This is a genomic window from Streptococcus sp. M143 (assembly GCF_000162495.1).
GTDB lineage: Bacteria > Bacillota > Bacilli > Lactobacillales > Streptococcaceae > Streptococcus > Streptococcus dentisani.
Map to the genome: position 1 here is coordinate 934,774 of NZ_GG730097.1, position 13,709 is coordinate 948,482.

14 protein-coding genes are annotated in these 13,709 nt (G+C 43.8%); all 14 read right to left on the reverse strand.

Annotation, left to right across the window (positions count from 1 at the left end):
* Nucleotides 1–84 precede the first annotated feature (84 nt).
* Nucleotides 85–1,215, reverse strand: a complete 1,131-nt coding sequence (locus tag HMPREF0850_RS11215; RefSeq protein ID WP_000229944.1) for an ABC transporter ATP-binding protein — start codon at nucleotides 1,213–1,215, stop codon at nucleotides 85–87.
* Nucleotides 1,216–1,328: 113 nt separating this feature from the next.
* Complete coding sequence (locus tag HMPREF0850_RS11220; protein ID WP_000560746.1) at nucleotides 1,329–2,198, reverse strand: helix-turn-helix domain-containing protein; 870 nt, start codon at nucleotides 2,196–2,198, stop codon at nucleotides 1,329–1,331.
* Between the two features lie 3 nt (nucleotides 2,199–2,201).
* Nucleotides 2,202–2,588 carry a Mini-ribonuclease 3 gene (locus HMPREF0850_RS11225; protein WP_000567902.1) on the reverse strand — a complete coding sequence of 129 codons (387 nt, stop codon included), beginning with the start codon at nucleotides 2,586–2,588 and terminating at the stop codon, nucleotides 2,202–2,204.
* On the reverse strand, nucleotides 2,581–3,924 hold the full coding sequence (gene cysS / locus HMPREF0850_RS11230; protein WP_000591086.1) for a cysteine--tRNA ligase: 1,344 nt from the start codon (nucleotides 3,922–3,924) through the stop codon (nucleotides 2,581–2,583). Before cysS ends, HMPREF0850_RS11225 begins: the two co-directional genes overlap by 8 nt.
* Nucleotides 3,925–3,941: 17 nt before the next feature.
* Nucleotides 3,942–4,463 (reverse strand): dihydrofolate reductase family protein, encoded by a 522-nt coding sequence (locus HMPREF0850_RS11235; protein WP_000301973.1) that lies wholly within the window; start codon nucleotides 4,461–4,463, stop codon nucleotides 3,942–3,944.
* Between the two features lie 8 nt (nucleotides 4,464–4,471).
* Entirely contained in the window at nucleotides 4,472–5,236 is a 765-nt protein-coding gene (locus HMPREF0850_RS11240; RefSeq protein WP_000923411.1) for a nucleoside phosphorylase, read from the reverse strand.
* A gap of 125 nt (nucleotides 5,237–5,361) precedes the next feature.
* Nucleotides 5,362–5,979 carry a serine O-acetyltransferase gene (cysE, locus tag HMPREF0850_RS11245; protein ID WP_000539963.1) on the reverse strand — a complete coding sequence of 206 codons (618 nt, stop codon included), beginning with the start codon at nucleotides 5,977–5,979 and terminating at the stop codon, nucleotides 5,362–5,364.
* A 15-nt stretch (nucleotides 5,980–5,994) separates the two neighbouring features.
* Entirely contained in the window at nucleotides 5,995–8,208 is a 2,214-nt protein-coding gene (pnp, locus tag HMPREF0850_RS11250) for a polyribonucleotide nucleotidyltransferase (protein ID WP_000166436.1), read from the reverse strand.
* A gap of 366 nt (nucleotides 8,209–8,574) precedes the next feature.
* The gene (gene metF, locus HMPREF0850_RS11255) at nucleotides 8,575–9,441 is read right to left on the reverse strand and encodes a methylenetetrahydrofolate reductase [NAD(P)H] (RefSeq protein WP_000089959.1); all 867 of its coding nucleotides are present in this window, start codon (nucleotides 9,439–9,441) and stop codon (nucleotides 8,575–8,577) included.
* Nucleotides 9,442–9,535: 94 nt separating this feature from the next.
* Complete coding sequence (gene metE, locus HMPREF0850_RS11260; protein ID WP_000108239.1) at nucleotides 9,536–11,785, reverse strand: 5-methyltetrahydropteroyltriglutamate--homocysteine S-methyltransferase; 2,250 nt, start codon at nucleotides 11,783–11,785, stop codon at nucleotides 9,536–9,538.
* Nucleotides 11,786–12,137: 352 nt separating this feature from the next.
* Nucleotides 12,138–12,431 carry a helix-turn-helix domain-containing protein gene (locus tag HMPREF0850_RS11265; RefSeq protein ID WP_000797738.1) on the reverse strand — a complete coding sequence of 98 codons (294 nt, stop codon included), beginning with the start codon at nucleotides 12,429–12,431 and terminating at the stop codon, nucleotides 12,138–12,140.
* Nucleotides 12,432–12,462: 31 nt separating this feature from the next.
* Complete coding sequence (locus HMPREF0850_RS11270; RefSeq protein WP_000556947.1) at nucleotides 12,463–12,786, reverse strand: type II toxin-antitoxin system RelE/ParE family toxin; 324 nt, start codon at nucleotides 12,784–12,786, stop codon at nucleotides 12,463–12,465.
* Between the two features lie 156 nt (nucleotides 12,787–12,942).
* Nucleotides 12,943–13,308 carry a TIGR02328 family protein gene (locus HMPREF0850_RS11275; protein WP_001241808.1) on the reverse strand — a complete coding sequence of 122 codons (366 nt, stop codon included), beginning with the start codon at nucleotides 13,306–13,308 and terminating at the stop codon, nucleotides 12,943–12,945.
* A complete protein-coding gene (locus HMPREF0850_RS11280; protein WP_000438473.1) occupies nucleotides 13,292–13,696 on the reverse strand; it encodes a YbgA family protein in 405 nt (134 codons plus the stop codon). The genes HMPREF0850_RS11275 and HMPREF0850_RS11280 overlap by 17 nt, the downstream gene beginning before the upstream one ends.
* Nucleotides 13,697–13,709 lie beyond the last annotated feature (13 nt).

Consider the following 13,709-nt stretch of genomic DNA (forward strand, 5'->3'; position numbering starts at 1 on the left):
AGCCTGTTTTCATGCCTAGCCTAAGCAATTAAAAGAAAAAACACTGCAAGAGAGACTCTGCAGTGCTTTGTTATTTTATTTATCTTAGTAAACTGTTTTTTCAGTTTCTACATCGAAGAAGTGTGCTTTGTTCAAGTCAAATCCAAGTTCAACTGTTGCACCTGTTTGCAAGTAGTCACGAGCATCCACTTTTGCAACAAATTCGTCTTTACCAACTTGGCAGTAAAGGTGAGATTCTGAACCAAGCAACTCAGATACTGAGATCGTAGCTTTGACAACTGATTCTGGGAATGTTTCAAGGAAAGCAGGTTCTGCATTCACATCTTCTGGACGGATACCGAAGATCAATTCTTTTCCTTCGTAGCCTTTGTCACGAAGAACTTTCAAAGCACCTTCTGGAACTTTCAAGCGGAAACCGTCAGAAACAATTTCGCTACCAACCAATTTCACGTTGATGAAGTTCATAGCTGGGCTTCCGATGAATCCTGCTACAAACTTGTTAACTGGGTTTTTGTAAACTTCTTGAGGAGTACCGATTTGTTCTACACGTCCGATAGTACCTGTACCAGCTGGGTTTTTAGTTGCTGACATGATAACGATACGGTCTGCAAGAGTCATCGCTTCTGTTTGGTCGTGGGTTACGTAGATAGTTGTAGCTCCGATACGACGGTGGATTTTCGCGATTTCAGCACGCATAGATACACGAAGTTTGGCATCCAAGTTTGACAAAGGTTCGTCCATCAAGAACACTTTTGCATCACGGACGATTGCACGACCCATGGCAACACGTTGACGTTGACCACCTGAAAGGTCAGCTGGTTTACGATCCAAGAATTCTTTCAAACCAAGGATTGCTGCAGCTTCTTGCACACGTTTGTCGATGTCTTCTTTGCTGTACTTACGCAATTTCAAACCGAAAGCCATGTTATCATAAACAGTCATGTGTGGGTAAAGAGCGTAGTTTTGGAAAACCATGGCGATGTCACGGTCTTTTGGAGCTACGTCATTGACAACCACGCCATCGATAGATGCAGTACCTTCTGTGATATCTTCAAGACCAGCAATCATACGAAGAGTTGTTGATTTACCACATCCTGAAGGACCTACGAAAACGATAAATTCTTTATCTTTGATGTCCAAGTTGAAGTCTTCAACTGAGTAGTGTTCGCTGTTTGGATATTTTTTGTAAATATTTTTAAGATTTAATTCTACCATCGAGGTGAACTCCTTTTGTCTTTTGATAGTTTTATTATAGATGAAAACGCTTTACATTTCTATGGCAAGGTGACCAAAAAAATTAAAAAGTTCTGTGCAACTTGCACAAAACTTTAGAGAATATCTGGTAAAATCAATTGATAACACAGGGTCAGGTCGGTCAATTCCTTCAACTGTAGCCCTGTCAATTCTTCCCATTTATCAATCTTGTATTGGAGAGAGTTGCGGTGCAGATAGAGTTGCTGGGCTGTTTTAGTGAGAACGGCACTATTTTCCCAAAGAGAGAGAATGATTTCCTGAATCTGATCCTGCTCCAAAATCATCTGGTGCAGGCATTCCTTGATTACCTTCAAGTCCACGCTCCTTTCTCCCATACTCCAAAGATAGAGTTGTGAAAAGGTATGAACACCTTGGTGACCCTGACGCCACCAAGTCTTAAACAAGTCTCGCTCTGCTTGGATTAAATCTGACAGAGCCTGATACCCAGCCTGTGACCAAACCTGCCCTAACATGATAGACAGACGAAGACCAAAGTCATACTCCACTGCTTCAATCGTATCACTTAAAATAGCTCGTACAGAGGTGTACTTATCTTGTTGAAGCACAAATACATAATCCTGAGCACCGACCTGTAGCACTGTCTGGCAGTTGGGAAAGAGAGTTTGCATCATATCTAGCCAAGAGGATAGATTTTCCTGTTGGAAATAGGAAAGATGGCAATAAACCAGCTGAATTTTTTTAAATGTTTGCGGTGCCTGCCCCTTCCCCTCGATCAGATAGGGATACCAAGGATTGAGCGAACGTGCCTGATCTTGCTGGGTCAAAAGGGCAACCAGCTGCTTTTCACGCTCGCTGAGCCCAGCTTCCTCCAGCATAATCCACTGCTGAGAAGCTAAAGGGAGAGTAAGATAGCCTGGTTTCTCTACTGGCTGATCTGAAATCTGAGCTTCAGGAAACCAGTCCTGTAGTTCTTTTGCAATCATATCCTACTCCTCCACTTTTTGGATGCACCAAGAAATTAAGGTCTCTAGACGCTCCAGATTTTCAGTCAGATGGAGATAGCCCATCACTGCTTCAAAACCTGTAGACATGCGGTAGGTCACCACATCAGCATTTTTAGCCTTTGTATGGCTATTGGTATTGCGACCTCGTTTGTAGATTTCTTCTTCTTTATCCGTCAAGACTTGCTCCTCCAACATGAGGGCAATCAAGCAAGCCTGAGCCTTGGCTGAGACATACTTGGTCGCCTCTTGGTGGAGCTTGTTGGGTTTGGTCATGCCTTTGAGGATGAGATGGCGACGGATATACATGGAATAAACCGCATCTCCCTCAAAAGCTAGCGCAATCCCGTTAATGAGATTGACATCAATCACGTGTCCACCTCACTCCATCTTTTGTATCCAGTAGTTTAATTCCTTGAGCAGCCAATTGGTCACGGATTTGGTCTGCTGTCGCAAAGTCACGATTAGCACGCGCTTCTTGTCGTTTTTGGATCAAGGCTTCGATCTCTGCATCCAAAACTTCCTCAACAAAGACAATTCCGAAGACCTCTAACATAGCCGCAAGAGCTTCCTTAACACTTGCATCATAGTTACCTGAGTTAATCCATTTGGCCATTTCAAAGACTACTGTGATACCATTGGCAGCGTTAAAGTCCTCATCCATAGCCGCTACAAACTTATCTTTAAAGTCTTGTAACTCTTGAGCATCGACAGTCCCAGTAAATGGTTGTTCATAGGTATTTTTCAGATACTTGAGATTAGTCTCTGCATCCCGCACTGCTTTTTCTGTAAAGTTGATAGGCTTGCGGTAATGCTGAGTGGCAAAGAAAAAACGAAGCACTTGCCCATCGATGGTTTTGAGGGCATCATGGACAGTGATAAAGTTGCCCAAGGACTTGGACATCTTGACATTGTCGATATTGACAAAGCCATTGTGCATCCAGTAGTTGGCAAAAGTCTTGCCTGTTTTAGCTTCTGATTGGGCAATTTCGTTGGTATGATGCGGAAACTCTAGGTCAGCTCCACCACCGTGAATATCAATGGTATCTCCCAAAATCCCTGTTGACATGACCGAACACTCGATATGCCAGCCCGGACGGCCTGCTCCCCAAGGACTGTCCCAAGAAATCTCACCTGTTTTAGCTGTTTTCCATAGAGCAAAGTCTACAGGATTTTCCTTGCGAGCTGTTTCTTCATCGGTACGACCTGAAGCACCCAGCTCCAAATCTTCCAAGGTTTTATTAGCCAATTTAGCATAGTTGTGGGATTTTTCCACACGGAAGTAAACATCCCCTTGACTCTCATAAGCATAGCCTTTTTCAATTAAGTCTTCCACAAAACGAATGATATCAGCCATAAACTCCACTACACGCGGATGGCGAGTCGCAGGTTTGACGCCTAAAGCTGTCACATCCTCACGAAAGGCAGCGATGTACTTGTCCGCAACCTCCTGAGGCGTGATGCCTTCTTCCTTGGCACGGTTGATAATCTTATCATCCACATCTGTGAAATTGGAAATATAGGCAACCTCATAACCACGGTATTCAAAGTAGCGACGAATGGTATCAAAAGCCACTGTTGAACGGGCATTCCCCACGTGGATATAGTTGTATACCGTAGGCCCACAAACATACATCTTGATCTTGCCGTCCTCGATTGGGACAAATTCTCGCAAATCACGAGACATGGTGTCGTAAATTTTAATCATGCGGTCCACTCCCTTCTCTATTTCTGACTTTTTCGGCTGAAAACCAGCTCTGCAAAAGGGCCAAATTGTCTGAGGCTATCCAGTTGGTAAAAGCACTGCCCTTCCTCTTGGGTAAAGAGGGGAACCCCCTTTCCTAGGATAAGGGGCGCTATCTGAATAATGAGGTGGTCGAAAAGATCCGCATCCAAGAGCGGTCCTACCAAGGAATTACCACCAATCACAAAGACATTTTTGCCTTTGTCAATCTGGTGAACAAAGTCCACCACATCCCCAGCTACTGGCTGGTAATTGCTGACAGGGAGGTGCCTATCATGCGTAAAGACATAGTTTTCCGTAGCTTGATAAAAACTTTCTACATCTTGCAAATCTTGGATTTCCTCAAAGGTCCGCTTGCCCATGATGGTGATATCCATTTGCCTGTAAAAGTCATCATAGCCTGTATCCTCTACAGAACCAAGCTGATGCAGCCAGTCTATCCTGTGCTGGCTGTCTGCCAAGTAGCCATCCATGGTGATACAGCCGTAAAAATATACTGCCATTCTTGTAGTTACCTTTCTAGTTCCTTTGCTATTGTCAAAGCGATAGTGAAAAAAGTCATGGCATCAGCTGTCCGTTCTTCATGGCGGGCATCCCAGGTTCGGTTATGATGATCCACATAGTCAGCTGTGTAGAAGAACTGATAGACTTTACTCTTGCGAAATTGACTCCAAGCCATGATAGCTGAAGCTTCCATGTCCACCACTTTGGCTCCAGCAGCCAAGCGACGCTTGACCTTATCAGGCGTTTCTCGATAAAAGGCATCAGTAGTCCAAGACTTGGTGCGGATATGCTCGATATCGTGCTTATCAAAGATGGCTTCCAACTTAATCAACAGTGATTCGTTATAGGCTACTTCATCACCCGGTGGGGCATAGTGGTAGCTAGTGCCTTCATCTCGCAAAGCAGCAGCCGGCAGGATAATCTTGTCCGCCTCAATTGAGCGATCCAAAACGCCACAAGAACCTAGAATGATGAAATTCTTGAAGCCTCTGGCCGCCAACTCCTCCAGTTGGCCAATCACTGATGGAGCTCCAATAAGCGCAGTCATGACCGCAACTTGATTTCCATCATAATTATATACATACCAAGGGAATTGACCGTTAAGATTTTTTAAATAGCCTCCTTGATAGACTTTTTCTGACTCAATCAAACGTTTCAGAATTTCGCCATTAAAGGACAGGATGATAGTTTCACAAACCTCACCCTTGTCCATAATCTGCCTATCTGTTGGCTCAACAACCCCAGCTACATCTTCGAATTCCTCTAATAACATAACTTCTCTTTCTTTAGGACTTCAGCAAAGCCTCTTTCATCTTTTCTATTGGGTTACAGTTTGCTAAAGCATTCCTTGACAAGACCTCCGTAAGATGTCTTGTTACTGTTCAAAACAAGTCTTTCTTAGAGCTCCGACGAATGGTGGCTGGCTTCGCGGGCATGCTCCAGCTTGTCCAGATAATATTCTCGCTGTTCTTCCACCTCGTGGATGGTCGGCTCGTCTTTCTGACCGTGGACGCGCACAATCTTGGCAGGGATTCCAACTACGGTCACATCACTAGGCACATCCGCCACGACGACTGCCCCCGCTCCAACTTTGGCATTTTCGCCAATTTCCACTGGGCCAATAACTTGAGCATGAGCAGAGATGAGCGCGCCTCGACGGACAGTCGGATGGCGTTTGCCACAGTCTTTCCCTGTTCCCCCAAGAGTCACACCATGATAGAGGAGAACTCCCGTCTCAACAATCGCCGTCTCTCCAATCACCAGACCTGAACCATGGTCGATAAAAACACCTGAGTCAATCTGGGCACCCGGATGAATCTCGATTTGGGTCCAGAAGCGCCAAAACTGACTGTGCATTCGAGCCAGGAGTTTGAAGCCGTGTTTCCATAGAAAATGCGAGAGACGGTGAGCCGCTAAGGCCTTGACACCTGGATAAGTCAGCAAAACTTCCAAACTGTTGCGTGCCGCTGGATCATTTTCTTTTACAATATCAATGGTTTCGCGCCACCATCCCATACATTTCTCCTTTTCTTATTCTGAATCTTTTGGTGTTTCTGTAACTTCTTTCTTAGGTTTGTGGTCCTTGTGATGACGTGGACGGTGAGGTCGCTCAGACTTTTCGCCTTTTTCATCATGCTCAGGTTTTGGCGGACGAGGAAGAAGAGCTTTCATAGAGGCATCGATACGGCCTTTTTCATCAATCTTGATAACCTTAACGTCTACTTCATCACCGATAGCTACCAAGTCCTCGACACGGTTGGTACGAGTCCAAGCCATTTCTGAGATGTGAACGAGGGCATCTGTCTTGTCAAAGAGATTGACAAAGGCACCAAATTTCTCGATACGAACAACTTTAGCATGGTAGACTTCATCCACTTTGGCTTCACGAACCAAACCAGCGATGATTTCTTTGGTACGGTTAATGGCATCTTGATCGCTAGAGTAGATAGAAACATTACCTTCTTCGTCGATATCAATCTTAACGCCTGTTTCAGCGATAATCTTGTCAATGGTTTCTCCACCTTTACCGATGACAATCTTAATCTTGTCCACATCAATCTTGATGGTATCAATTTTCGGTGCAGTTGGAGCCAATTCTGGACGAACTTCTGGAATAGTCGCTTCGATGACATCAAGGATTTCAAAACGTGCTTTCTTGGCTTGAGCAAGAGCCTCAGTCAAGATTTCTGCAGTAATTCCTTGGATCTTGATATCCATTTGAAGGGCTGTGATTCCGTCACGAGTACCTGCAACCTTGAAGTCCATGTCTCCAAAGTGATCTTCCAAACCTTGGATATCTGTCAATACTGTGTAGTTATTTCCATCTGAGATAAGACCCATAGCAATACCAGCTACTGGCGCCTTGATTGGCACACCACCAGCCATAAGGGCAAGCGTTCCCGCACAGATAGAGGCTTGAGAAGATGAACCGTTTGATTCTAAGACTTCAGCTACCAAGCGGATCGCATATGGGAATTCTTCCAAACTTGGCAATACTTGAGCAAGAGCACGCTCACCGAGAGCACCGTGACCAATTTCACGACGACCTGGCGCACCATAACGACCTGTTTCCCCTACAGAGTATTGAGGGAAGTTATAGTGATGCATAAAGCGTTTCTTATACTCTGGGTCCAAACCATCGATGATTTGAGTTTCTCCCATCGGAGCTAAGGTCAAGACTGAAAGAGCCTGAGTTTGTCCACGAGTAAAGAGACCGGAACCATGCACACGAGGAAGATAGTCCACTTGTGCATCCAAAGGACGGATTTCATCAACCTTACGACCATCAGGACGAACCTTGTCTTCTGTGATCAAACGGCGCACTTCAGCGTGTTCCATTTGTTCCAAGATTTCAGCCACATCTCGCATGATACGGTCACATTCTTCATGGTCCGCATATTTTTCTTGATAAACTGCAGTAACTTGATCCTTAACTGCTTGAGTTGCAGCTTCACGAGCCAATTTTTCTTCTACTTGAACCGCTTTTTGGAGCTCACTGTTGTAGGCTGCGATGATTTCAGCCTGCAATTCAGCATCCACATGAAGCAATTCCACTTCTGCTTTTTCTTTACCGACAGCAGCAACGATTTCTTCTTGGAAGGCAATCAATTCTTTAACCGCTTCATGCCCTTTAAGGAGAGCTTCCAACATGATTTCTTCTGACAATTCTTTGGCACCAGACTCAACCATGTTGATAGCGTGCTTGGTACCTGCAACTGTCAATTCAAGAAGCGATTGCTCAGCTTGTTCTTGCGTTGGGTTAATGATGATTTGGCCATCTACATAACCCACTTGTACCCCAGCAATTGGTCCGTCAAACGGAATATCTGAGATAGACAATGCCAAGGATGAACCAAACATAGCTGCCATTGGTGCAGATGCATTTTCATCATAAGAAAGGACGGTGTTGATCACTTGCACTTCGTTACGGAAACCTTCCGCAAACATAGGACGGATTGGGCGGTCAATCAAACGTGCTGTCAAGGTCGCATCTGTTGAAGGACGTCCTTCACGTTTCATAAAGCCACCAGGAAACTTCCCAGCCGCATACATTTTTTCCTCGTAGTTGACTTGGAGTGGGAAGAAATCCCCAGTTGCCATTTTCTTAGACATCACGGCTGCAGTCAAGACAGTTGACTCACCGTAACGCACGACAACAGAGCCATTTGCTTGCTTAGCAACCTGGCCAGTCTCTACAACCAACTCACGACCTGCAAAAGTCGTTTGAAACACTTGTTTTGTCATTTTAATCCCCTTTGGATTGATGAAATTATACGCCTTGCCTACAAAAATCAGGATACAAAGGGCGTAAAGAATCCCGTATGAAAATAGGAGATTGACGCAGTGTGCGATGCACACTGGGAAATCTATCTTTTTCACTAGGGATTTAGCCCGTGTTCAACTATCTAGATACTTTGAAACATCTAAGAATAATATTCTCTAGCATCTGTCTATTTTTGTTAGATTTAAATTGCTAAAAATCTTTTTATACCCTCATCTTTGTATCAAGTACGTACAGAGTCTATTTTATCATATTTTTCTTAAAAAGTGCGGGCTTTTCTATTAAAAAGGAACCATTCCCCTCACCTGAGAAGAATGGTTTGCTTTTTATTATCCTAAAGACTGATGATTAAACAAGGCATGGGTTGCTTGGTGGATGTATTTAGCTGTTTCTGCATTGTTCATGGTGTAGAGATGCACACCTGCAACATCCTGGGTTACCAAGTCCACGATTTGATCCACTGCATAGGCAAGTCCTGCTGCTCTGAGCGACTCAGGGTCATGCTCATACTTGTCTAAGATGGCCTTAAATTTACGTGGAAGGTGGATATTCTCACAAGTCTTCAAGAGACGAAGCGCTTGGTTACGGTTAAGAATAGGCATGATTCCCGCATGAATGGGAACATCAATCCCTGCCAAGGTACACTTATCTTGGAAATCATAGAAACGCTCATTATCAAAGAAAAGTTGAGTTACGAGACTTGAGCAACCTGCATCCACTTTTTTCTTTAGATTTTGAATATCCAATATCTGGTTTGGCGAGTCAGGATGCCCCTCTGGGTAGCAAGCACCAACAATATCAAAGTGAGGGGCTTGTTCTTTGATGAACTCGATCAAATCCGTTGCGTAGCGGAAATCCTTTTGTGGCTCCACATCAGGGATAATATCCCCACGCAAGGCCAAGATTTTCTGTACACCTACCTTGTCCAAGTCTGCAATGGTTTCAGCAACCTTTTCCTTGGTTAGATAGATAGCTGGCAAGTGGGCAATAGTTGGAATCGCCAAGTCATTCTGGATAAAGTCAGCCAATCGAACCGTCGTTTCCTTGATATTAAATTTATTATTGCTGGCAGTCACACTAATAAAGTGCGGTGTCAGCTCCCGCATATCCTGCAAGGCTGAAATAATTTTATCATTACCCACTGCTGGGTTTGGAGGAAACACTTCAAATGAAAGTGACGGCGTTTGGCGTGACATAGTCCTTATCCTTTTCTTTTTGATTTCATGATTGCTGAGCCAGCTAAGGCTAAGCAGTCCCTTGATCAGTCAGCGTCAAGAGAGAAATCCTATCTTACAATTTCTCACGCGCAGCTTTTGCTGCTTCGACAAGGCGGATCAAGCTTTCTTTTGTTTCTGGAATACCACGTGTTTTCAAACCACAGTCAGGGTTGATCCAAACTTTCTTGCTTGGAACTTTGGCAAGAATAGCATCGATTGTGTGGTCGATTTCGCCTTCATTTGGCACACGAGGTGAGTGGATATCGTAAACCCCAGGTCCCACTTCTGTTTGGAAGTTTTTCGCTTTGAGTTCGTCCAAGATTTCAAGGTTTGAACGGCTTGCTTCAAAGGAAATAACGTCCGCATCCATGTTGTCGATAGCTGGGATGATATCTGTAAATTCTGAGTAACACATATGTGTGTGGATTTGCGTATCTGGCGCTACTGTTGAGTGTACCAAGCGGAAGGCAGGAATTGCCCAGTCAAGGTAGTCTTCGTACCAGTCGCTACGACGGAGTGGCAATTTCTCACGGAGAGCAGCCTCGTCGATTTGGATGATCTTCACGCCAGCAGCTTCAAGGTCAAGCACTTCATCCTTGATGGCAAGAGCGATTTGAAGAGTTGAGTCCTTGATAGAGATGTCTTCACGTGGGAATGACCAGTTGAGGATGGTAACCGGTCCAGTCAACATACCTTTAACAGGTTTGTCAGTACGGCTTTGTGCATAGCTAGACCATTTAACAGTGATTGGGTTGAGACGAGTGACATCACCCCAGATGATTGGTGGTTTCACCCCACGCATACCGTATGATTGTACCCAACCATTCTTAGAGAAGAGGTAACCTGACAAGTTTTGACCGAAGTACTCAACCATGTCGTTACGCTCGAACTCACCGTGTACAAGCACGTCAAATCCAACTTCTTCTTGCCATTTGATCCATTCGTCGATAGTTTCAGCAAGGAAGGCATCGTACTCTTCTTGTGACAATTCACCCTTACGGAAGGCCAAACGTTTGGCACGAACTTCCTTAGTTTGAGGGAATGAACCAATAGTTGTTGTTGGAAGGGCTGGAAGTTTAAAAGCTTCTTCTTGGATGGCTTCACGTTCAGCAAAGGCTGGCAAACGAGTGTAGTCAGCGTCTGTCAATCCAGCGATACGCGCACGAAGTGCTGCATTTTCACCAACACGTTCAGTCGCAAAGAGTTCTTTGTTAGCTGCAAGAGCTTCTGCACCTTGACCATTGCGGATAGCATCCAAATCACGAAGTTCTTCCAATTTTTCTACTGCAAAAGCAAAGTGGTTCAAGATAGCTGGTTCAAATTCTTCGTTAGCAGTTGTAAATGGCACATGAAGAAGTGAGCATGAGCTTGTCAAAACAATGTTTTCAGCTGGGATTTGCTCAAGAACAGCCAAACTCTTTTCGTAGTTGTTGCGCCAGATGTTTTTACCATTGACGATACCTGCATAGAGAGTCTTGTCAGCTGGGAAACCACCTTTAACGAGTTCAAGAGTTTTCTTACCTTCAACGAAGTCAAGACCAATGGCATCAACTGGCAAGTTCACAAGGTCAGCGTAGACATCACGAACGTCACCGAAGTATGTCTGAAGCAAGACTTCAAGACCTTTTTTGTCAGCCAAGAGTTTGTTGTAGAGGTTCAAGAAAAGAGCCTTTTCTTCAGCTGTCAAATCTTTGACAAGAGCCGCTTCGTCGAGTTGGATGCGAGTCGCACCAAGTTCAGCCAATTTTGCAAAAACTTCTTGGTAAGCAGCTACTAAGCTGTCTACAAAGTCTTCTGCTTTCACGCCGTCTTCAAAGTCTGATAATTGAAGGAAAGTGAATGGACCTACAAGGACTGGACGAGTGTTCAATCCAAGTTCTTTGGCTTCTTGGAACTCATCAAAGATCTTGTGACCTGCAAGTTTGACTTGAGTGTCTTTTTCAAATTTAGGCACGATGTAGTGGTAGTTGGTGTTGAACCATTTCTTCATCGGAAGGGCACGAACATCCCCTTTTTCTCCTTGGTACCCACGCGCCAAAGCAAAGTAGCGCTCAAGGTCAGACAAGTCCAAGTTTTGAACTGAAGCAGGTACCACGTTGAAAAGGAAAGCTGCATCTAGGAAGTTATCATAGTGAGAAAAGTCGTTTGATGGAATTTCAGTGATGCCTTTTTCTTTGACAATGTTCCAGTGTTTCGCGCGCAATTCTTTTGCTGCTGCCAAGAGTTCTTCTTCTGAGATTTCTTTTCTAAAGTATTTTTCAGTTGTAAATTTTAATTCGCGGAATTCGCCCAAACGAGGGAAACCGATGATCGTAGTTGACATGATGTGTCCTCCAAAATTTGTTGTTGAAACTATCTTAACAGAAAAGAAACTGTCTGTATAATTGTAAATAATTAGGCTTTGATATAGTTTGAAACTATATCACTCTTTTAGACAACAGAAAAAGACTTGAGACCAGCGTCTCAAATCCTTTGTATTGCTTGTTTTAGGCTGTGTTTTAGTTGGAATGCTCAAACGTGTTATTAGTAATTCTTATAAGTGACTATGGCTTGTTATTAGAAAAGACTATAGGTTAGTTATCCTTTGGTAATTTTGATATTTCCCTTAAAAAGTGCGGGCGGGAGGTGAAATTATCCTGTGGACGATTTTAGCAAACAAAATAATCTCATCTCTATCAATTTTTTTCCTGTTCTAGTGGGACGACTGCTAGTGTCTTTCCTAAACTGGCTAGAACTTTCAATACCGTATCCAACTGAGGACTAGTCTTTCCTGTCTCCATCCTAGCTATGACAGGCTGGCTCACTCCACTGAGTTCTTCTAGTTTTTTCTGACTGATCCCTTGCTCACGTCTAGCCTCAATCAACTCGCTCATGATAGCCACTCGCATATCACTTTCAAGGATTTCCTCCTTGGTAAAGAGTTCAGATCGGATATCTTTCCAATTACTTCCAATGGCACTATTCTTCATCACTTAACCCTCTTTCTTTTATGTCCTTCAGTTAACGCTTGGCTTTATCAATCTCTCTCCTAGGAGTTTTCTGAGTCTTTTTAACAAAATGATGTAAAAGAACAAAACTCCCATCAACCCATGCTACAAATAAAATCCTATCCTTAAGAGGTCGTAGTTCCCAAATCTCATCTTCCAAATGTTTGATATAGGGTTCACCAGTTCTAGTCCCATGCTGACTAAGCAACTCGATATAGTCGTTTAGTTTATTGAGTTTGATGCGACTGTCCTTACTCTTCTTTCTAGCCAATTGTCTCATATAATCTAAGACTGGCTCATTTCCATTTTTGTCCTTATAGAAGTAAATCGTATGCACCAAGTAGCCTCTTTCTAATTAAATTATAACTCAAAAGTTATTAAAAGTAAATTCTAATACCCATAAAAAGAAGACCTTAGAAAAACTCTAAAGGTCTCATCTTTATTATTCGAAAAAATTACGAGAAGAGTTATAATGTGGAGCTAAGCCTGACTCTTACTCCAGCTCAATGCCTTTCTCTCGGAGATTAGCCAGACACTCCTCATAGTATTCTGCATCATGCTCACTATAGACGGGATTACCTAGGTTCTCCTCAGGCAAGTCTTGATAAGGATGACAGATCTTGCCACGGTAGTTCTTGTCCAGCCACTCTGGACTGACATTATAGCCACGGTTAGCCATCTCCCCCATGATCAAGCGATGATAGGCATAGAGACGATAGGGCGAGTGGGTAAAGACATAGTTCACCGTCGCATGCTTTCTGCCCCAACCATTGCCACGCAGGGCGCAGCACTCTCGATGTTGCCCCAAAAGTTGAGGACGGGGAAGTTGTGAAATCAAAGCCTCATGCCAAAGTCTCATGGGAGTCTCCTTTCAGTAAAGTCGAATGTTGCAAGTAGCTATTTGGATAGAGTTCAAGCAAGTCTCGAGTTTTAGCGATCAAGTCTTCCTTAGAAGCTTGACCATAGCGGTAGCGATCCAGCAAGAGCATGTAGTCTTTGCGCTCAGTATCTGTCGCTTTCTTTTTGAAATAGCCCCAAATATGCTGAAAGGCATTGCAAACCTGACCCCTGTGTTCTGGAATCTGGCAGGCACGGTCAATCATCACTTGAACTTCACTCACCTCCACCACTTCTTGCTTTAGATACTCGCGAATCTCATTGTAAATATTGCTGGAATGACTCAAAACGAGGTATTTGTTTCTAGCCCAGAGTTGTTGGCACTGGGATTTTTGATTAGTTTGTTCCATGTTTCTCCTTGCT

What these genes read in the sequence shown, in the direction of transcription:
- HMPREF0850_RS11220 (WP_000560746.1), bottom strand. Translation starts at nt 2,198, where the DNA reads ATGATTGCAAAAGAACTACAGGACTGGTTTCCTGAAGCTCAGATTTCA.
- HMPREF0850_RS11240 (WP_000923411.1), bottom strand. Translation starts at nt 5,236, where the DNA reads ATGTTATTAGAGGAATTCGAAGATGTAGCTGGGGTTGTTGAGCCAACA.
- metE (WP_000108239.1), bottom strand. Translation starts at nt 11,785, where the DNA reads ATGTCAACTACGATCATCGGTTTCCCTCGTTTGGGCGAATTCCGCGAA.
- cysS (WP_000591086.1), bottom strand. Translation starts at nt 3,924, where the DNA reads ATGATTAAAATTTACGACACCATGTCTCGTGATTTGCGAGAATTTGTC.
- HMPREF0850_RS11235 (WP_000301973.1), bottom strand. Translation starts at nt 4,463, where the DNA reads ATGGCAGTATATTTTTACGGCTGTATCACCATGGATGGCTACTTGGCA.
- cysE (WP_000539963.1), bottom strand. Translation starts at nt 5,979, where the DNA reads ATGGGATGGTGGCGCGAAACCATTGATATTGTAAAAGAAAATGATCCA.
- HMPREF0850_RS11275 (WP_001241808.1), bottom strand. Translation starts at nt 13,308, where the DNA reads ATGAGACTTTGGCATGAGGCTTTGATTTCACAACTTCCCCGTCCTCAA.
- HMPREF0850_RS11215 (WP_000229944.1), bottom strand. Translation starts at nt 1,215, where the DNA reads ATGGTAGAATTAAATCTTAAAAATATTTACAAAAAATATCCAAACAGC.
- pnp (WP_000166436.1), bottom strand. Translation starts at nt 8,208, where the DNA reads ATGACAAAACAAGTGTTTCAAACGACTTTTGCAGGTCGTGAGTTGGTT.
- HMPREF0850_RS11280 (WP_000438473.1), bottom strand. Translation starts at nt 13,696, where the DNA reads ATGGAACAAACTAATCAAAAATCCCAGTGCCAACAACTCTGGGCTAGA.
- HMPREF0850_RS11265 (WP_000797738.1), bottom strand. Translation starts at nt 12,431, where the DNA reads ATGAAGAATAGTGCCATTGGAAGTAATTGGAAAGATATCCGATCTGAA.
- metF (WP_000089959.1), bottom strand. Translation starts at nt 9,441, where the DNA reads ATGTCACGCCAAACGCCGTCACTTTCATTTGAAGTGTTTCCTCCAAAC.